Origin of the sequence: Kitasatospora aureofaciens (assembly GCF_001188955.3) — a bacterium.
In the GTDB taxonomy this organism is placed as follows: Bacteria; Actinomycetota; Actinomycetes; order Streptomycetales; family Streptomycetaceae; genus Kitasatospora; species Kitasatospora aureofaciens.
This window is the reverse complement of record NZ_JPRF03000021.1, coordinates 140247-157708: the sequence shown is the minus strand read 5'-3', so window position 1 is coordinate 157708 and position 17462 is coordinate 140247. Positions and strand designations below refer to the sequence as shown.

Here is a 17462-nt window from a genome sequence, read left to right as displayed (position 1 = left end):
CTCAGCCCCGTTCCGTTCCCGGGCCCGGCCGTCGCTGTACGACGTCGGCGAGCACCGCCGTCACCAGCTTGTTGACGGTCTCCGTGGTCGGCGGGCCCGGGTCGCGGTCCGCGAACAGCAGGTGGCCGCCCCCGACCAGGGAGAGCGTGAGGGAGTCGATGTCGGCGTCGGCGGCGATCCGGCCCGTCGCGCGCTCGTCGGACAGGTAGGCGGAGACGGCAGTCGCGACCTGGGAGAGGACCGCGATGCCGCCTCCCGGCGTGGCCCGGCGCAGCCGCGTGCGCAGCTCGTCCCGGAAGGTGATGAGCGGGATGATCGCCACCGGGACCGGCCCGAACAGGGCGGTCAGCGCATCGGTGAGGTTGTCGGCCACGGTGCCGGTGCCGGCGGTCTCGCGCAGTGCCCGCGCCTGCGCGTCGAGCTGTGCGGCCCGGTCGAGCACCAGCTCGGTGAGGAAGGCGTCGAAGTCGGCGAAGTGCCGGTGCAGGACGCCCTTGGCGCAGCCCGCCTCGTCGGTGACGGCCCGGCTGGTCAGCCCGTTGGGGCCGTCCCGCAGCAGCACGCGTTCGGCGGCGTCGAAGAGCTGCTGGCGAGCGTCGCGAAGGTGTACCCCGGTTGGCACGGACGGATCCTCTCGTGGGTCTGGCTCCTGGTGCGCCCCTTGGCGGGTGGGCGATTGCCCACTAAAGTGAACGCATGCCCACTTTACCGCGGGAACGCCCTGAGCCGCCGGAGCCCCACCAGCCCTCCCAGGCGCATGAGGCCCGCCGGACGGCCGAATCCTTCGGCGCCGACGCCCACCGCTACGACCAGGCCCGGCCCCGTTACCCCGACGACCTCGTGGCGCGCACCGTCGCCGGAAGCCCGGGACCCGAGGTGCTCGACATCGGCTGTGGCACCGGCATCGCGGCCCGCCAGTTCCAGGCCGCCGGCTGCACCGTCCTCGGCCTCGACCCGGACGTCCGGATGGCCGACCCCGCCCGGGCCCGCGGCCTGCCGGTCGAGGTGGCGACCTTCGAAGCCTGGGACCCGGCGGGCCGGACCTTCGACACGGTCATCGCCGCCCAGTCGTGGCACTGGGTGGATCCGGCCGTCGGCGCCGCGAAGGCGGCCCGCGTCCTGCGGCCGAACGGACGCCTGGCGATCTTCGGCCACGTGTTCGAGCCGCCCGCCGAAGTGGCCGAACCCTTCGCCGCGGCCTTCCGGCGGGTGGCCCCCGAATCCCCGTTCAGCAGCCAGCCCGCCCGACGCCCGCTGGAGACCTACCAGGCGGGGTACGCGAAGATCGCCGACACGATCCGGGAGACCGGCCGGTTCAGCGCCCCCGAACAGTGGCGATACGACTGGGACCGCCCCTACACCCGCGACCAGTGGCTGGACCTCCTCCCCACCACCGGCGCCCTCACCCGCCTCCGCCCCGACCAACTGACCGAAATCCTGGCCGCGGTCGGCCACGCCATCGACACCCTCGGCGGCCGCTTCACGATGCACTACACCACCCTCGCCACCACCGCCACCCGCACCGCCGCCCCCTGACCCCGGCCGGTCGCACGCCAGGCTCGCTCATCCGTGGGGGCATCCGACTGGAGCACCGGGCGCGTCGGGTCGCCGGGCCCGTCGGGTCGCCGGGCGCGTCGAGGTGTTCAGCGTTCCGGTGCCGGCCGGCTGTCGTTGAGCCTGCGGTAGATCCGTTCCGGGGTCAGCGGCAGGGCGCGGAAGCGGACGCCCGTGGCGTCGTGGACGGCGTTGGCCAGGGCCGGGGCCACCGGGTTGATGCAGCACTCCGCCATTCCCTTCGACCACAGGGGCCCGAGGGAGTCCGTCGACTCCACCAGGAGCACGTCGGTGCGGGGGACGTCGGCGTAGGTGGGGATGCGGTAGTCGCGGAGGTTCGGGTTGACCATGACGCCGTGCTCGTCGATCCGGTGGTTCTCGGTGAGTGCGAAGCCGATTCCCTGGGCGACACCGCCCTCCACCTGTCCCCGGACCTGGGCGGGATTGACGACGGTGCCGGCGTCGGTCGCCTGGACGCTGTGGAGGACGCGGATCTCACCCGTCACCGGGTGGACGGCGACGCGGAACCCATGGGTGTTGGAGAGGACGCTGCGCGGGGAGCCGTAGGCCTTGCGGGCGGCGGCGAAGCGGATCCCGCGCGCCCGGGCGAGGGCGACGAGCTCGGCCAGCGGCACGCGCCGGTCGCCGCACAGGACCCCGTCGTCGTCCATCGAACACAGCGCGACCTGGACGCCCGTGCGGGCGGCGGCGAACTCCAGGATCCGGTCGCGTACGGCGTCGGCCGCCCGGAGCACCGCGTTGCCCGCCACGAAGAGGCCCGTGCTCGCGAAGGCGCCGGTGTCGAACCCGGTGCGGTCGGTGTCGGACTGCACCAGCCGGATCCGCGACGGCGTGGTGCCCAGCCGCTCGGCCGCGATCTGGACGTGGGCGGTGGAGGTACCCTCGCCGAACTCGGCCGTCCCCACGGCCAGTTCGTACCGGAGGTCGTCGCCGAGGGTGAGCCGGGCCTCCGAGCGGTGCTCGGTCGTGGGCGCGGTCTCGTGCAGGGAGCTCGCCACGCCGACCCCGACGAGCCATTCCGGGCCGGGGGAGGGCCGGCCGGCCGTACGGGCCAGGGCCTCCTCCACGCGGTCGATGCACGCGGCGAGACCGTCCTCGGCGAACTGCACGTCGTCGGGCCCGTCGTGCAGGGCGACCAGCGGCTCTCCCGGCCGTACGATGTTGCGCCGTCTCAGCTCCAGCGGATCGAGGTGCAGCGCACGGGCGAGTTCGTCCATCGCCGACTCCACGGCGAACACCGGCTGCGTCGTGCCGTAACCGCGCAGCGCACCGCTCGGGAGGGTGTTCGTGTAGACCGCGTAGGCGTCGTACTTCTTGTTGGGGCAGCGGTAGATCATGACGGCGGCGCCGCCCGTGTACAGCGTCTCGCCGCCGTGGTTGCCGTAGGCGCCCGTGTTCGACACGTTGCGGACCTGCAGGGCCGTCAGCGTTCCGTCGGCCTTGGCGCCGAGCCTGACCGTCAGCGTCATCGGGTGCCTGGTCGGGGCCGTGGTGAACTCCTCCTCGCGGGTGTACTCGAAGCAGACGGGCCGTCCGGTGTCCAGGGCCGCGAGGGCGGCCAGGTCCTCCGAGAGCAGCTCCTGCTTGCCGCCGAAGGCGCCGCCCACGCGCTTGCAGAACACCCGCAGCTGCTCCGGGCGCAGCGCGAACAGGTGGGCGAGCTTGAGCCTCGCGATCGACGGCGACTGCGTACTGGTACGGACGTTCAGGCGGCCGTCCTCGAGCCACGCGATCGACCCGTGGGTCTCGAGGTGCGCGTGTTGCACGCGCGGCGAGGAGTACGTGCCCTCGTGGACGACGTCGGCCTCGGCGAAGCCCGCCTCGACGTCGCCGATGTGGGTGTGGAGTTCCAGCAGGACGTTGCGTCCGGGGTCGTGGGCGAAGGCGACGTCCGCGCCGTGCAGCCGCGGGGCTCCCTCGGCCATCGCCTCCACGGGGTCGAGGACGGCCGGCAGCACCTCGTACTCGACGGAGACCCGCCGGCAGCCCTCCTCCGCCGCCGCCGGGGTGTCGGCCAGGACCGCGACGACCCGCTGGCCGACGAAGCGGACCGTGTCGTCGAGGATGCGGGTGTCGTCCGGATCGACCAGGTGGTCGTTGTGCAGCGCCGTGCTGAAACGCCTGCGCGGTACGTCCTGCCAGCTGTAGACGCGCCGCACGCCGGGGACCGCGAGCGCGGCGCTGCGGTCGACCGAGACGATCCGGGCGTGCGCGTGCGGCGAGTGCAGCACCTTGAGGTGCAGCATGCCGTCGAAGGAGGTGTCCATGGTGAACTCGGCGCGGCCGGTGACCACCTCCTCCGCGGCGGGCGCGCCGACGCTCGTCCCCACGGCCCTTCCCGGCGCGGCGGCCTCGACGCCGGCGACGCCCTTGACGGCGTCCTCGATCGCCCGGTATCCGGTGCAACGGCACAGGTTGCCCTTCAACGCCCGCGGCAGGTCCTCCCGCTGGGCCTCGGTGAGCGCCGCCGACGTCATGATCATCCCCGGGGTGCAGAAGCCGCACTGGAACCCCGGGGCGTCGCGGAAGCGCCGCTGCACGGGATGCAGGTCGCCGGGCGCTCCGAGGCCCTCGATCGTCGTCACCGCACGGTCCTGGGCGCGGAACGCGGGGGTGATGCAGCTGTGGACCGGGGCGCCGTCCAGCCACACCGTGCACGCGCCGCAGTCGCCCGTGTCGCAGCCCTTCTTGACGCCGTGGTGGCCGAGCGAGCGCAGGAAGGTGCGCAGGCACTGGCCGGGGGCCGGCTCGTCCTCGAACCGCCTGCCGTTCACGACGTAGGTCATGCCGGGCCCCGCGCCATGAGTTCGCGGCGGATCTCCTCGGCGAAGTGGTGCGTCAGGTGCCGGCGGTGCTCGGGCGTCCCGTTGGGATCCGCGAACCAGACGTCGCCGGGCACGGCGTCGATGCTCCGAGCCAGGGCGCGGGCGCCGGGCGCGGTGTCGAAGGCGAGCCGCACCGGCCGGGTGGTGCCGGCCGTGACGGTGAGCAGGAGGTCGTCCCTGCCGGGCGTCCGGGTACCGACGAGGAACACCGTGGAGCGGCCGAGACGGGTCAGCGCGAAGCGGCGGTACGCGGCGTGCTTCCTCAGCGCGCCCACCGGAACGGTGATGCGCCGCAGCACCTCCCCGGGAGCCAGCACGTTCCGGTGGTCGCCGGTCACGAAGTCGAGCGCGTCGACCACCCGCGCCGACCCGTCCGGGGCCCACAGCTCGTACCTCGCCTCGAGGGCGACGGTCAGCGTGATCATCGGTCCGGCCGGCAGGGACAGGCAGACGTTGCCGCCGACGGTCGCCGCGTTCCACACCTTGAAGGAGGAGAGGAACGCCTCGCAGCTCCGTGCGAGGAGCGGGCCCGCACGCCAGTCGGCCGGCGGCACGAAGGCGTACAGATCACGGACCGTGCACGTGGCGCCGATCTCCAGGCCCGTGCCACCCGGCACGAGCGCCGCCCAGCCCAGCGCCGTCAGATCGATCAGGCGGCGCGTACCCGGCTGCTCCGCGGAGTACAGCCAGGTGCCCCCGGCGAGCCAGGCATCGCCCTCCCGCCAGAGCGAACCCGGCTGGGCGGGCGGGCGCCGCACGACCTCGGTGACGGTGTTGAGATCCACGGGAACCGGTCTCCCTCGCGACGGTGGGCGCGCGGCGGACGTCTTCCAAGGCTAGGCAGAACGGGCCAGGCCCCGCCAACCCGACCGACGCCCCCGCGTCCGTCCCGGGCGTTCCGGTTCACCCGGGTGCTTCAGTTCAGGCGGGCGGCGGGGACGTGGGTGGCGCGGGTGAGGACGGAGACCGGGTACCGGGTGTCGCAGTACTCGCTCCCGGTCGACACGACGCCGGTCACCACGCCGTTCGCCACCAGCGGCCCGCCGGAGTCGCCCTTGCAGATGCTGTCGGTATCGGGCCCGGGCGGGCCGCAGACCCGGCTACCAGGGGACGGTCCGGCCGAAGCGGTCCAGGTACGCCAGGCCGGGGGTGCCCAGGCGGGAGAGCAGGACGTCGACCAGCAGGGGGACGGTCTCCTCGATGGTGAACGGCGCGTCCGGGCCGCCCAGGTCCGTACGGATCCAGCCCGGCGCCAGGAGGACGAAGGCGCGCCCCGTCCCGCTCTGCCGGGCGGCGAAGCTGCGCAGGAGCATGTTCAGGGCGGCCTTGCTCGCCCGGTAGACCTCCCGCCCGCCGGCGGTGTTGTTCGTGATGCTGCCCTGTCCGGAGGACATCGCCCCGATGAGTCCCGCCGGGGGTACCAGGTCTTCGAGCGCCTCGATGACGCGCATCGGGCCGAGCGCGTTGGTGACCATCACGTCGACGAAGTCGGCCGTCGCGACCGCGCCGATGGGCGTCCGCTGGTTGTTGGTGATGCCCGCGTTGACGAAGAGCACGTCGAGCCGGCGGTGCGCCAGGCGTTCGCGCAGCGGGGGCAGGCGGCCGGGGTCGTTGAGGTCCAGGTGCTCGATCGTCAGCCGCCCGTCGGCGCGCTCCGCGAGGTCGTGCAGCGGCGTCCGGGCGGCGGTGTCGCGGACCGTGCCGACGACGTGCCACCCCCGGTCGAGCAACTCCGCCGCCATCGCGTGTCCGAGGCCGCGCGAGGCGCCGACGACGAGGGCGGTCGGGGGGTGCTGTTCGGTACCGGTCGATGACATCCGGCGTCATCTCCTTCTCGGGTGTCGTACTGCGTGCGTGCGTGGGTGCGTGCGTGGGTGCGTCCGTGCCGACGTGAGAGCGGCACGTCGAGTGGACCCGCGTCGCGTCGCGTCGAGCCGAGTGTTCCGTCCGCACCGCACCGCGGGCGAGCCACGGGCGCCGGTTTGTAGGATTGCCGCCATGTCGAGGGTGCTCACGACGGAATCCGCTGCGCTGCAGCCCGACGATGTGCGAATCATCCGGGCGCTGCAGATCGCCCCACGGGCGTCGTTCGCCTCGATCGCCGCCGCCCTCGGCCTGACCGAGGGCGCCGTCAACCGCCGCTACCGCCGACTGCGCGCCGACGGTGTCATCCGCGTCGCCGGCGTGGTCAACCCGGGCGCCCTGGGGCAGAGCAGGTGGCTGGTGCGACTGCGCTGCCGCCCCGGCAGCGGCTCGGCGATCGCCGACGCGCTGGCCGAGCGCGACGACGTCAACTGGGTGGCCCTGAGCGCGGCTGGCTGCGAGATCACCTGCGCGACGCAGTCCCGGACGCGGGAACAACGCGAGGACCTCCTGGGGCAGCGGCTCCCCCGTACGGCCGCGGTGATCGACATCAACGCCTTCGCCATGCTCCGTCAGTTCCTCGGCGGTCGCGGCCACTACTGGTCCGCCCTGCAGGGCACCCTGACCCCGGAGGAGGAAGCGGCGCTGGGCAGCGACGGGCCCCCGTTCACCGAGTCCCCGGTCGTCACCCGCGAACCGCTGCGCCTCACCCCCGAGGACGAGAAGCTGCTCGCCGCGCTCGCCGCGGACGGCCGCGCCGGTCTCGTCGACCTCGCCGCCGCCTCCGGCCTCACCCCGGGGCGCGTCTCCCGACGCCTGGACGCCCTGCTCCGGCGCCGCGCCGTCCACATCGACGTCGAGATCGCCGCAGCGGCCCTGGGCTATCACGCCCGCGCGAACCTGTGGCTGCGCGTGCACCCGTCGGCCCTGAAGAGCGCGGGCCGCGCTCTCGCGCAGGAACCCGAGATCGCCTTCGCCGCGGCCCTCTCCGGGCCGTGGAACCTCCACGCCGTCGCCCACTGCCGGGACCTCGACGAACTGTTCGAGTTCACCTCGGACCGCATCGGCTCCCTCACCGGACTGCAGAGCATGGAGGTCTCACCCGTGCTCAGGCACGTCAAGCAGGCCGGCACCCGGCTCTTCGGCGACCGCCTCGTCGAGCCGCCCGGCGCCCGCACGCGCCGCTGAGGGCCCCCTGCCGCCGTGCGCGGCGCAACGGGGTCTCCACCCTGGAGGCCGTCCGGGTGACTGTTCGGTCACGTTCTGTGCTCGGGCGGGCGGGTGTGTGGTGCGATGCCCACGTGAAATCCAGGAGTCGGCCCCGCTCGGTGAGCGCCGGCCCGTCCCGGATCCGTGGACGATGGAAGGGAAGCCCATGCTGCTCCGCGCGCTGGCCGCGACGGGTGTCGCCACGTCACTGTTCGGCTCGCCGGCCTTCGCCGGCAGTCCGCCCCCGCCGCAGGACCGGATCGTCATCGACAGCGTGACGGCCAGCGGTACCGGCTGCCCGACCGGGACGGCCGCTGCGGCCGTGTCCCCGGACGGCACCGCCTTCACCGTCACCTACAGCAACTACCTCGCCCAGATCGGGCCCGGGGCGTCACCCGCCGACGCCCAGAAGGACTGTCGGCTCAGCCTGCACGTGCACGCCCCCGGCGGCTTCACCTACGCGGTCGTGTCCGCGGGCTACAGCGGCTTCGCGTCGCTGGCGCCGGGCGCGTCCGCGACCCAGCGGGCCAGCTACCACTTCCAGGGCGACCCCCGTACCACCACCTCGAACCACCACTTCAAGGGCCCGTTCGACAACACCTGGCGGACGACCGACACCGTGCCCGTCACCGCCGTGGTCTTCGCCCCCTGCGGGGAGGAGCGCAGCCTGGACATCAACACCGAACTGCAGGTCGCCCAGGGCACGTCGAGCCCGAGCGCCACCAGCTTCATGGAGATGGACTCGACGGACGGCAGGATCAGCACCGTGTACCGCGTGGCCCTTCAACGGTGCAAGTGACCTCCCGGCGCAGCGTCCGGCCGGTGCGTCCGGGCCGTCAACGGATCATGCGGGTGCGCCCGGGAGTCCGGCGCTCGGCTGCCGCCGCCAGTCCTCGACCGGCAGCGGCAGCGGGCCGGTGACCGACCGGGCCCCGCAGGCGTAGGCGGCCCAGCGCAGTTCCTCGCAGGGGATCACCGTCTCCCCACGGGTGTCGAGCCAGACGAGGACCGTGTGCCCGTCGGGGGTGGTGGCGTCCCACCAGCGCCAGCGGCGCAGTTGCGGGTCGAAGCAGAAGAGCCATTCCTGGAGGTCCCAGGGGTCCTCGTCCCGGTCCGCGCCGTAGCGGACGGCCCCGGCGGCCACTTCCCCCGGAACGTCGGCGGGCGTCTTCCCGGCGGTACCGGCTGTACCGTGCGCAGCGGCCGTACCGTGCGCAGCGGTCGTACCGTTCGCAGCGGTCGTACCGCGTACGGCGGTCGTCGCGGTCACCGCGGAGAACCAGGACGGGATCCGGCTCTCGTCGAGCGCGTCGACGTCGAAGCCCTGCGCGGCCCCGGTGCGGACGGCGCCGGACAGCACCTCGCGCAGCCGGTGCGCGTAGGTCTGCGGATCGCCGACCGGTTCGACCCGGAGGGCGGTGACCGCCGGGGGAGTCGTGCCGGCGGGGCGGGCGGTGAAGCGGGCGATCTCCTCGGAGGCGGAGTGCTCAAGCATGGTTGCGCCTATCGGATGATGCGCCCGGAGCCGGGCACGATGCTGTCGATGAAGTCGTCGATGAGGTCCGTGGGCAGGCCGATCAGGCCCGGGGAGACCTTCGGGTCCGCGATCTCGGGGGCGTTCTTGCGCGCCTGGTTCCACTCCCGGCGCGTCCCCGGGTAGCCGCGGGGCATGCGCTGCGGCAGCGCGGCGTCCAGCAGACGGGTCACTCGGGAGCTCGGTACGTCGAAGGCGATGATCTGTCCGCTCCCGCCGCGGAAGGCCTGCGAATGGGTGATGTCCCCGCTCATGTTCAGGTACAGGTTGCCGTTCCCCTGGACGCTGACGTTGCCGTTCTTGTCGACGACGAGCCGCTTGCTGTCGGGGTGGTCGCTCTGCACCCGGTAGACGGTGGTAGTGCACTCCTGGCCCGGCGTCGGTGCCTCGGCCGGGGAGAGCACCCGCGGCGTGAGGCCCGCTCGCACCGCCGTCGCCCCCCGGGACCGTACGCCCGGGGCGGACGCGCGGCCGGTGCCGGCGCAGTCCGCCCGCCGCTCGGCCTGCTTGACGGCGGCGTCCCGCTGCTTCCGCTGGGCCTGGACCGTACGGTCGAGCTCCGCCTGCCCGACGGCCATCGCGGTGATCCGTACGCGGGCGCGGAAGTCGAGGGAGTACTGCAGGTTGACGGAGCGACCGGTGGCCTGGGCCTGCTGGTCCGCTTCCCGCTGCTTCTCCGCCCGGATCTGGGCGACGACGGGGGCCGTTCCGGCGGCCAGGCAGGTCATGGTGCCGCTGCCGTTGACCGGCAGGCTCGCGCTCTGGCTGCAGCCGCCGCCCGCCCGCCCGTTGACGGTGACCTCGGCGTTCATGACGGCCGTGACGGTTCCGGAGACCTTCACACCGGGCTTCGCCGTCGTACGGGTGGTGACGTTCTCCGTGACGGTGCACGACTCGGAGCAGTTGAGGTTGCCCGTCTGGTTGAAGTTGAAGTCGACGCCGAGGTCGACGGCCCCGGAGAGTTCCCCGGTCCGCTCGATGAGCTCTGCGTAGGTCCGGTCGACGTCGCCGGAGGACGAGGGCCCGAGGTCGAGGGGGCCGGTGGCCGCGGCCAGGTTGAGGGCCGGCACCCCGGCGCGGAGCGCGGCAGGGACGGCGTCCGCCCGCGGGGAGCCGGCAGTCGCCGACGGGTCCAGGCGCAGAACGCGGTACGGCGCCTCGGCGGAGACGTAGAGGACGCCTTCGGCCGTCCGGATGGCCAGCGCCTTCTGGCTGCCGACCCGGGTGCCCGGGTCGGACGGCGCGGGGAAGTCGGAGTCCTCCAGCGCTGCCCACAGCCGGCCGGCGAGGTCGGCGGGGGAGGAGACCCCCTGGGGTACGAGGCGGGACAGTGACGGCACGCCCGTGACCCACTTGCCGTCCAAGGACTCGCCGGAGGTGCCCCCGGGCAGGCTGCCGAGCAGGGACGTCGGGGGTTTGACGTACGTGCGCCCGTCGACCACCAGGACGGGGATCCGGGTGCCAGCCTCGTGGACCTCACCGGTGACCGCGCCGTCCCCGGTGACCTTCAGGTCCCAGCCGGGCGCTCCTGCGGCGGGGGCGCTGCGGTAGTTCACGACCGGTTCGGTGAACAGGCTCTGCACGGCGCGGTAGAACGGCGCCCGCTGTGCGGCGGGTATCTCCGGCTCCGGCGACGGCCAGGCCAGGTAGCCCGCGACGACGGCGAGGACGAGTGCGAGCAGTCCCGCGACCGGGATCCACCGGCGCCGCCACCAGCTGCGGGGCGTCGTCGGCGGCGACGGCGGGGGATCGGCGGTGTACTGCCACGGATTGCTGTCGTTGATGCCGTTCACGGCCCGTGCACCTCCGCGCGCATGTGCGTGCCGCCGTTGCGCATGCGGCTGACGTCATGTCAACTTCACTGTTTCACAGTTGACATGGCGAAATCCGGTGATTGCGGAAGAGGAGGCCCTGCGTCAGCTTTCGGCGGGCCGGCCTGAGGCGGGGCGGGAGAACGGGCGTTCCCGGAGCGGCCGCGACCGCGCGGGTCGGCGCCACCGACCCGCGCCCATGCCGTGAAGTCCGCGTCGACGCCGTGAAGTCCGCGCCGTCGCCGTGAAGTCCTCGTCGAGGGCCGCGTTCAGGCACCCGGATCCCCTCATCGGGCCGCTCGCGTAAGGTCGCCTAGGCTGGCGCGGTGACTGATGAGCAGGAGCGGGTGCAGCCGTCGGGAGTGTGGGCCACGGCGGTGGGGGTGGCCAGGGTGCGGGCGCTGGAGACCGAGCGCGAGAACGCGCTGTTCCGCGACCCGCTGGCACAGGCCTTCGCCGCCGCCGGCGGGCTGTGGCCCGCCTCGCCCCCGCTGCCCGATGACGAGGCCGCGCGCCGCCGCCGGCTCGCCGTGTCGTTCTCCATCGTCATCAGGACGAAGTTCCTCGACGACCTGCTGCAGCAGGCCTGCGCGGCCGGGGTCCGGCAGGTCGTCCTGCTCGGCGCCGGCATGGACAGCCGGGCCTTCCGGATGGACTGGCCCGAGGGCACCCGGCTGTTCGAGGTCGACACCGCCGCGCCCCTGGACTTCAAGGCCTCGGTGCTGCAGCAGGAACGGGCCGTCGCACGCTGCGAGCGGATCACCGTCCCGGTCGACCTGCGCGAGGACTGGCCGGCCGCCCTGGCCGCCGCTGGCCACGACCCGTCGGCGCCGACCGTCTGGATCGCCGAAGGGCTGCTGATCTACCTGCCCCAGGACGCGGTGGAACTGCTGCTGGCCCGGATCGGCGCGCAGTCGGCGACCGGCAGCCGGATGGGGCTGACGCTGGGCTCGCGCGGTGTCATCGAGCGCTTCGGTGCGGACGCCGCACCGGGATCGGCGGCCTCCATGTGGGTCTCGGAGATGCCCGACGACCCGGTGGCCTGGCTGGCCGGCCACGGCTGGGAAGCCAGCTGCCACACCCTGCGCGAACGCGCCGCCGCCTACGGCCGCCCGATCAACACCCCGCCGCAGCACGAGGAGCGGCCCGGCGGCCTGATCGCGGCGATCCGCCGGTAGCGCCCCTCCGGTTCGGCTCAGTGCGACCCTCTTGGCATGAGCCTCGACGGAAACGACCACTGGCAGCGCTTGATGACGAGGTTGCTGGCCGTCCTTGCAGCTGATCCTTCCGACCAGCTGGCGTGGGCCGGCGAGCACCGAGTGACAACTGCCGCCGTCGCCGACGACGTCGAGTTCGTCCTGCGGCTGGCCGAGGGCATGGCCGAGCGGGGAACTCTCGATCCGGACGCCCTCCATGACCTCCGGGCCATCGACCGGCTGCTCGGTGAGCCGGATGTCCGCACTCGTGCCGGTCGGTGGGCCGATGCGCTGGCTGCCGATGCGATCTGGAGTGAGGCGAGGACCGCGGCTCGCCGGATCCTCACCGCCGAGCTGGGCGATTGGCACCTCCCCCTGCCACGCCGCGTGCCTTCGCCCGCTGTCGACGTGCACCCGGACGTGCCCAGTTGTGTACAGGGTGAAGGTGCTCACGGCTCCTGCAGCTGATTCAGCTCAGCCGCCGGTATGCCCCGGGGCGAGACCGTGGGTGCGCTTGAACGCGTTGGCGAAGGCGGACTCGGAGGCGTACCCCACTGGGCGGCGATGGATCTCAACGGCGCTTCCGTCGCCTGCAGTCTCGCGCTCGGCTGAAGTGGGCTGGGCGGTCAACTGCCGGGCGCGGTTCGTGCGATGCCAGGTACGGCACGCGCTGAGGGTCTCCAGCAGTCCCTGCGGGACACCGGTCGCGACCACAGCTGGCGCCGGCGCGGGGCTGTGTGCGGACGAGTGTGGCAGGAGTGGACTCCGGAAGACGTGGGCTGATGGTTCCGGCTACCGGCTGGTCAGGCCGCGGTCACAGCGCCTCTCCGAGGGGCCCGTATTCGTCTTCCAGACTGTTGGCCCAGTGGGCAGCGAAGTCCGGCTGGGTACCGTCGATATCGGTGAAGCCGTACTCCTGGTACAGGCCCCAGGTGGCCAGTGCCCGTCCGGTCTTCGTCATGACGTCGGGGTCGGCGGCCAGCGCGGCGACTGCTCGACCCAGGTAGGCGGGGGTCTCGGAGTGGGCGAAGTTCGGGTCCTTGGCCGCGCCGTCGCGCCAGTTGGCCTCGGTGACACCGAAGTGCTCCAGCACGGCCTCCGAACGCAGGAAGCCTGGCGTGACCGCCACGGCCGCCACACCGTGCGGCTTGAGCTCGGCGGCCTGTGCGACGGCGAGCCGGATGACTGCCGACTTCGCCAGGTCGTAGAAGAACGAGCCCCGGTAGCGGGCGGTGTTGCCATCGGTGACCTCCACGACCAGTCCGCTCTTGCGGGCGACCATCAGCGGAAGCGCGAAGTGGCTGGTGACCACGTGGGTCTCCACCGCCTGACGCAGCAACCGGAGCCCGGTCTCCAGGTCCTGTTCCCACAGGGGGTGCTCCCAGTCGGTCAGCGGGTCCCCGCCCCACACGGAGTTGACCAGGATGTCGAGCCGCCCTTCCTGCTCGCTCGCGATCCGGTCGACCAGGGCGCGGACCTCGTCCGGGCGGCTGTGGTCGGTGCGGACCGGGATGCCGAGGCCACCGGCGGCGGTGACCTTCTCGGCGGTCTCCTCGATGGTCTCCGGGCGGTCCAGGGTGGAGCGTCCTGAACTGTTGCTGCGGCCGGTGACGTACACCGTGGCGCCGGCGGCCCCGAGTTCGACGGCGATGCCCCGTCCGCCACCGCGGGTGCCGCCGGCGACCAGCGCCACCTTTCGGGCCAGCGGCCGCTTGCTGATCGTCATGATTGCTCCAGGTCGTCGTGTCCGGGTGGCATGTGCGGGGTCAGCACCGCCCTGAGTTCGTGCCGCAGCCGCTGGGCAAGGGCGCCGCGCCGCTCCAGGGCCCAGACCAGGCCCGCACCGGCGGTGATCGCCTGCACGGAGCCGGCCAGCACCGCGACGTTCGTCCCGGCGTTGAGCTCTCCCGCGGCGACGGCTTCCGCGAGCAGTGACTCGATCGCCCGGCGCTGGGCCAGGTGCGCGGCCAGGGCGGGCTCGTAGAGCTGCGGATCGGCAAGATCCGTGCACAGGAAGGCCAGGTGATTGGCGAAGCGCTCGGGCGTGTCCATGGGAGCAAGCCACCGCACGACCAGTGCCGCCAACGCGCCGAGGGCCGTTTCGTGTTCTGCGCGCACCCGCTCGGGCAGCGCGTCCGCGTCCTTCGCGGACTGCTCGGCGAGTGCCACGAGCAGACCGCTCTTGGAACCGAACCGCTGGATGAGGGTCCCGGGCACCAGGCCGACCTCCCGCGCCACTGCGGCAAGGGTCAGCCCGGCGGGACCCACTCGGCCCATCACCTCGGCAGCCGCACGCAGGATCACCGCATCATCGACCCCACGGGGGCGTCCAGCCACTGTCACCTCCATTAATAAATGCTCGTTCATTCATTAAATAGTCCACGCCGCCGGGCGGCAAGGCGCAGCCCGCCGCCGGGCGTCCGCGCTCGCCCAGGTTGGCGCCGAGGGCGACGAGGTGGAGGACGGGGAGGGAGCCCCGGTCGCCAGGCCGCTGTGCAGCCGTTGTCGTACCGATCTCGGCGAGCGTCGGTTCGAGTGAGGAGGCCGGGTTGGGTGACGTCCGGTAGGCGCGTGCACGAAGGCAGGGCCTCCGGCTTCGGCTCTGGATTGTCGAAGTCCGAGCGCGGACGTCGTACCGGTGTGACGACCCGTACGACACGTGCGCGGACGCGCGGACGCGTGGACCCCTGTGCCAGCCGGCCGATTACTCAGCGTCGGCCCCGGGGCACATGCAAAGATCCGCTCATGCAACGGGGGGCGGACGAGGCACGGAAACGGCACTGGGCTGCCGGTATACCGCTGGCCGTCCTCGGGATCTGCCTGCTCGGAAGTGCGGTGCACCTGGAGAAGCAAGGCCACGACTTCGAAAGCTGCGCCGTACACGCAATGGCGACGATCATCCAGACCGTGCAAGAAGGGAAACGGTCGAACCAGAACAGGTCCGCTACCGCGCTCTCGACGTGGTCGGCGTAGCGCTCGATGTCGTCGACGCCTTCGGGCAGGCGCAACGTGCGCTTGGGCGCGTCGCCGTAGGGCGCGAGCTGCTCGGCGCTCCACGGAGCGCCGAGCAGCAGGGGATGAAGACGAGGGTCGGGGTCTTCTCGGAAGTTCTCATATCGGACACATTGCACAGTACATGTGTCGTGACACAACTTATCTGGGTCACATCACCCCGGCGTCTGGAGGAGCGGACCCGTCGGTGGTGAGGCGGTCCGTCGAGCGGTCGAGGGCCGCGTACGGGCACGCCTGGGAGATCCGCGACGCCTACGGCTACTTCGTGTCCCGGGAACCAGCACTGTCGCTTGACCGTCATAGATGACATGCCGTCAGTTCTCGTTCTCGGAATCGACCCACACGCAGTGCCTGGCATGGACGGGGCCGTCATCCGCGCGGCCCTCGACCAGGAGCTGGCACGGTTCGGCGCACACGCCATCGACGCGTCCATGGCGCTCATCGCGTTGGACGAGTCGGCCGAGTCCACGATGATCACCGCGCTGTCCGAGCGCGAGTGGGACGTCGTCGTCATCGGCGGTGGAATTCGCAAGCCGGAACCACTTCTGCCGCTGTTCGAGCAGGTCGTGAATCTGGTCCGGCGGCACGCACCGAAGGCCTCGATCGCGTTCAACACCAGCGGAGGTGACAGCGTCGAAGCGGCCAAGCGGTGGCTGTGAACCCGGGCTCGGCTGACCTGTCCACGTAGGGAACCACCCGTTCTTCCCTCCTGCGGAGGTGCTGGGACCGCAGGAAGGGCTCGGCCTCACCAGACGTTGCCGCGGTGAAGCCCCGCAGAAGCGGGCCGATGCGCGTCGAGCGGCGGCTGGGTCGAGATGGTTCTCGCGCCTGGAACGAGCACTCGCCCGGCGTCCTCGACCAGCTCAACGCGCGCACCCCACTGCGCCGTGCGGCCGACCCCGACGAGATCGCCCGGGCCGCCGCCTGGCTCCTGAGTGACCGCGCCTCATGGGGGTCAGCGCTGGGTGCGGCGGAAGGCGCCCGGGGGTTGGCCGGTCTCCCGGGTGAAGAACTTGCCGAAGTTGGTGGGTTCGGTGAAACCGAGGGTGCGACCGATCGTGGCGACGGGCAGGTCGGTGTGGGCGAGGAGGCGTTGGGCCTGGAGGGCGACGCGGGCGTCGACGAGTTGCTTGGCGGTGCGGCCGGTGGCGGCCAGGCAGGCGCGGCTGAGGGTGCGGGGGGAGTAGCCGAGGCGGGCGGCGTAGTCCTCGACGGAGCGGGTGGAGGTGAAGGAGCGCTCCAGTTCGCGGCGGAAGGCGAGGAGGAGTTCCGCGCCGGGGTCGGTGCGCGGGGCAGGATCGGAGTCGGGGTCGGGGGCGGGGAGGCGGGCGATGCGGATGAGGAGCGCGCCGAGGAGCTGGCGCAGGAGGGCGACCGTCAGCTCGGCGGTGGCGTGGGCGGTTCGGAGCGTCGCGTACTCCGCCGCCAGTTCCGTGGTGGTGCGGTCGAAGGCGGCGAGGTCTTCGGGGGAGAGGTGCCACGCGACGGGCCCGAACCCGTCGAGCACGGAGCGGGTCGCGGGCAGGGGCGGCGGGAAGTCGGCGGTGAAGAGGAGCAGTACGGCGTCGAGGTCCGCGGGGCGGCCGTCCGCGTCGTGGGGCAGCCGCTGGACCTGACCCGGCCGCAGGTGCAGCAGGGTGCCGCGGGTGCACGGGTGGGTGACGAAATCGACCATCGCGGTGGCCTCGCCTCCCCGGACGAGCAGCAGCTGGTGGAAGTCGAGGCGGCTCGGCCGTCGGGTGACCGACCTCTTCAGCCGGGATCGCAGGGCGTCGAAAGTCAGCACCTCGAGGCCCGTGTGCCGTTGGTCCGGGTTCTCGTAGGCGATGTCGATGACGTCGCGCTGTCCGTTTTCGACCATCACGAGTCCTGACCCTACCTCGCTGCGGGGGCAGCCCCGGCGGGATCGTGGAGTCACGGCGGCCGAGCGCCGCCGGCACCGTCAACCCTTCGAGAATCGAGGCCCGTTCACCATGTCCTCCGCCGTCATCACCGACCCCGCGCAGCTCCCCGTCGTCTTCCAGGACGCCCTGAACTCCGGCGACGTCGACGCCGTGCTGGCCCTGTTCGCCCCCGGTGCGGCCATGCGCACCGTCTCCGGTGAACTCGTCACCGGTCCCGGAGCACTACGCGCCGAGATCGGCGGGACGGTCGCCGCCCGCGGCCGACTGACGAACGTCCAGCGGCACACGCTCGTCGGTGCGGGCACCGCCCTGCTGGTCACCGACTGGACGCTGGAGATCGACACGCCCACCGGCGACCGCATCGCGCCGACCGGCACCACCGCCAACATCGCCCGCCAGGACCCCTCCGACGGCGGCTGGCGCTTCGCCCTCCTCAACCCGCTCGGTACCGCCTGAGGCGGGTGGGCCGCCGGGTCACGGCAAAGTGACCCGGCTGTCCGGCTGTCCGGCTGTCCGGCGACCGCCCCCGGCCT

Annotated in this window: 16 protein-coding genes and 3 pseudogenes; 8 read left to right on the top strand and 11 right to left on the bottom strand. The window is 72.6% G+C overall.

Translation table 11 applies throughout. The features are described 5' to 3' along the window. Window position 1: 1 nt before the first annotated feature. On the bottom strand, window positions 2-622 hold the full coding sequence (locus HS99_RS13295) for a TetR/AcrR family transcriptional regulator (protein WP_030556145.1): 621 nt from the start codon (window positions 620-622) through the stop codon (window positions 2-4). A gap of 74 nt (window positions 623-696) precedes the next feature. Between HS99_RS13295 and HS99_RS13290 the strand changes: the two genes are divergently transcribed. After that, window positions 697-1536, top strand: coding sequence for a class I SAM-dependent methyltransferase (locus tag HS99_RS13290; RefSeq protein WP_030556147.1), 840 nt, complete (start codon window positions 697-699; stop codon window positions 1534-1536). A gap of 107 nt (window positions 1537-1643) precedes the next feature. Here the strand turns inward: HS99_RS13290 and HS99_RS13285 are convergent, their stop codons facing one another. The 4 genes and pseudogenes from HS99_RS13285 to HS99_RS13275 form a co-directional block, all read right to left on the bottom strand. Next, window positions 1644-4361 carry a molybdopterin-dependent oxidoreductase gene (locus tag HS99_RS13285; RefSeq protein WP_030556148.1) on the bottom strand — a complete coding sequence of 906 codons (2718 nt, stop codon included), beginning with the start codon at window positions 4359-4361 and terminating at the stop codon, window positions 1644-1646. After that, window positions 4358-5185, bottom strand: coding sequence for an FAD binding domain-containing protein (locus HS99_RS13280; protein WP_030556150.1), 828 nt, complete (start codon window positions 5183-5185; stop codon window positions 4358-4360). The genes HS99_RS13285 and HS99_RS13280 overlap by 4 nt, the downstream gene beginning before the upstream one ends. Window positions 5186-5316: 131 nt before the next feature. After that, window positions 5317-5472 (bottom strand): annotated as a pseudogene (locus HS99_RS41055) (trypsin-like serine protease); the annotation flags it as partial. 28 nt (window positions 5473-5500) lie between these two features. Further along, window positions 5501-6217, bottom strand: coding sequence for an SDR family NAD(P)-dependent oxidoreductase (locus HS99_RS13275; protein ID WP_030556151.1), 717 nt, complete (start codon window positions 6215-6217; stop codon window positions 5501-5503). A 181-nt stretch (window positions 6218-6398) separates the two neighbouring features. On the opposite strand from HS99_RS13275, the gene HS99_RS13270 reads away from it, so the two are divergent. Together HS99_RS13270 and HS99_RS13265 are read left to right on the top strand one after the other, a co-directional pair. Next, window positions 6399-7451 (top strand): Lrp/AsnC family transcriptional regulator, encoded by a 1053-nt coding sequence (locus tag HS99_RS13270; protein ID WP_030556152.1) that lies wholly within the window; start codon window positions 6399-6401, stop codon window positions 7449-7451. A 172-nt stretch (window positions 7452-7623) separates the two neighbouring features. Further along, a complete protein-coding gene (locus HS99_RS13265) occupies window positions 7624-8271 on the top strand; it encodes a DUF4360 domain-containing protein (RefSeq protein WP_191898884.1) in 648 nt (215 codons plus the stop codon). A 45-nt stretch (window positions 8272-8316) separates the two neighbouring features. Here the strand turns inward: HS99_RS13265 and HS99_RS13260 are convergent, their stop codons facing one another. Both HS99_RS13260 and HS99_RS13255 read right to left on the bottom strand, forming a co-directional pair. Then, window positions 8317-8967, bottom strand: coding sequence for a hypothetical protein (locus tag HS99_RS13260; RefSeq protein WP_030556155.1), 651 nt, complete (start codon window positions 8965-8967; stop codon window positions 8317-8319). Window positions 8968-8975: 8 nt separating this feature from the next. Further along, window positions 8976-10799 carry a hypothetical protein gene (locus HS99_RS13255; RefSeq protein WP_030556157.1) on the bottom strand — a complete coding sequence of 608 codons (1824 nt, stop codon included), beginning with the start codon at window positions 10797-10799 and terminating at the stop codon, window positions 8976-8978. Between the two features lie 380 nt (window positions 10800-11179). Here HS99_RS13255 and HS99_RS13250 point away from each other — a divergent pair, with 380 nt between their 5' ends. Beyond that, the gene (locus HS99_RS13250) at window positions 11180-11995 is read left to right on the top strand and encodes a class I SAM-dependent methyltransferase (RefSeq protein WP_043389285.1); all 816 of its coding nucleotides are present in this window, start codon (window positions 11180-11182) and stop codon (window positions 11993-11995) included. Window positions 11996-12031: 36 nt separating this feature from the next. Continuing rightward, the gene (locus HS99_RS13245) at window positions 12032-12481 is read left to right on the top strand and encodes a hypothetical protein (RefSeq protein WP_050366124.1); all 450 of its coding nucleotides are present in this window, start codon (window positions 12032-12034) and stop codon (window positions 12479-12481) included. A gap of 6 nt (window positions 12482-12487) precedes the next feature. On the opposite strand, the pseudogene HS99_RS48685 reads toward HS99_RS13245, so the two are convergent. The 3 genes and pseudogenes from HS99_RS48685 to HS99_RS13235 form a co-directional block, all read right to left on the bottom strand. After that, window positions 12488-12609, bottom strand: a pseudogene (locus HS99_RS48685) (helix-turn-helix transcriptional regulator); the annotation flags it as partial. A gap of 218 nt (window positions 12610-12827) precedes the next feature. Beyond that, a complete protein-coding gene (locus HS99_RS13240) occupies window positions 12828-13739 on the bottom strand; it encodes an SDR family oxidoreductase (RefSeq protein ID WP_030556163.1) in 912 nt (303 codons plus the stop codon). Next, entirely contained in the window at window positions 13736-14380 is a 645-nt protein-coding gene (locus HS99_RS13235; protein ID WP_232543277.1) for a TetR/AcrR family transcriptional regulator, read from the bottom strand. Before HS99_RS13235 ends, HS99_RS13240 begins: the two co-directional genes overlap by 4 nt. Before the next feature lie 953 nt (window positions 14381-15333). Between HS99_RS13235 and HS99_RS13230 the strand changes: the two genes are divergently transcribed. Both HS99_RS13230 and HS99_RS46550 read left to right on the top strand, forming a co-directional pair. Beyond that, window positions 15334-15684 (top strand): hypothetical protein, encoded by a 351-nt coding sequence (locus tag HS99_RS13230; protein WP_030556168.1) that lies wholly within the window; start codon window positions 15334-15336, stop codon window positions 15682-15684. Window positions 15685-15848: 164 nt separating this feature from the next. Continuing rightward, window positions 15849-16010 (top strand): annotated as a pseudogene (locus HS99_RS46550) (SDR family oxidoreductase); the annotation flags it as partial. On the opposite strand, the gene HS99_RS46545 reads toward HS99_RS46550, so the two are convergent. Continuing rightward, entirely contained in the window at window positions 15981-16886 is a 906-nt protein-coding gene (locus HS99_RS46545; RefSeq protein WP_030556170.1) for an AraC family transcriptional regulator, read from the bottom strand. The pseudogene HS99_RS46550 and the gene HS99_RS46545 overlap by 30 nt on opposite strands. 112 nt (window positions 16887-16998) lie before the next feature. Between HS99_RS46545 and HS99_RS13220 the strand changes: the two genes are divergently transcribed. Continuing rightward, complete coding sequence (locus HS99_RS13220) at window positions 16999-17385, top strand: YybH family protein (RefSeq protein WP_030556172.1); 387 nt, start codon at window positions 16999-17001, stop codon at window positions 17383-17385. Window positions 17386-17462: the final 77 nt, after the last annotated feature.

What these genes read in the sequence shown, in the direction of transcription:
- HS99_RS13290 (WP_030556147.1), top strand. Translation starts at nt 697, where the DNA reads ATGCCCACTTTACCGCGGGAACGCCCTGAGCCGCCGGAGCCCCACCAG.
- HS99_RS13285 (WP_030556148.1), bottom strand. Translation starts at nt 4,361, where the DNA reads ATGACCTACGTCGTGAACGGCAGGCGGTTCGAGGACGAGCCGGCCCCC.
- HS99_RS13275 (WP_030556151.1), bottom strand. Translation starts at nt 6,217, where the DNA reads ATGTCATCGACCGGTACCGAACAGCACCCCCCGACCGCCCTCGTCGTC.
- HS99_RS13270 (WP_030556152.1), top strand. Translation starts at nt 6,399, where the DNA reads ATGTCGAGGGTGCTCACGACGGAATCCGCTGCGCTGCAGCCCGACGAT.
- HS99_RS13265 (WP_191898884.1), top strand. Translation starts at nt 7,624, where the DNA reads ATGGAAGGGAAGCCCATGCTGCTCCGCGCGCTGGCCGCGACGGGTGTC.
- HS99_RS13260 (WP_030556155.1), bottom strand. Translation starts at nt 8,967, where the DNA reads ATGCTTGAGCACTCCGCCTCCGAGGAGATCGCCCGCTTCACCGCCCGC.
- HS99_RS13245 (WP_050366124.1), top strand. Translation starts at nt 12,032, where the DNA reads ATGAGCCTCGACGGAAACGACCACTGGCAGCGCTTGATGACGAGGTTG.
- HS99_RS13240 (WP_030556163.1), bottom strand. Translation starts at nt 13,739, where the DNA reads ATGACGATCAGCAAGCGGCCGCTGGCCCGAAAGGTGGCGCTGGTCGCC.
- HS99_RS13235 (WP_232543277.1), bottom strand. Translation starts at nt 14,380, where the DNA reads ATGAACGAGCATTTATTAATGGAGGTGACAGTGGCTGGACGCCCCCGT.
- HS99_RS13230 (WP_030556168.1), top strand. Translation starts at nt 15,334, where the DNA reads ATGCCGTCAGTTCTCGTTCTCGGAATCGACCCACACGCAGTGCCTGGC.
- HS99_RS46545 (WP_030556170.1), bottom strand. Translation starts at nt 16,886, where the DNA reads ATGGTCGAAAACGGACAGCGCGACGTCATCGACATCGCCTACGAGAAC.
- HS99_RS13220 (WP_030556172.1), top strand. Translation starts at nt 16,999, where the DNA reads ATGTCCTCCGCCGTCATCACCGACCCCGCGCAGCTCCCCGTCGTCTTC.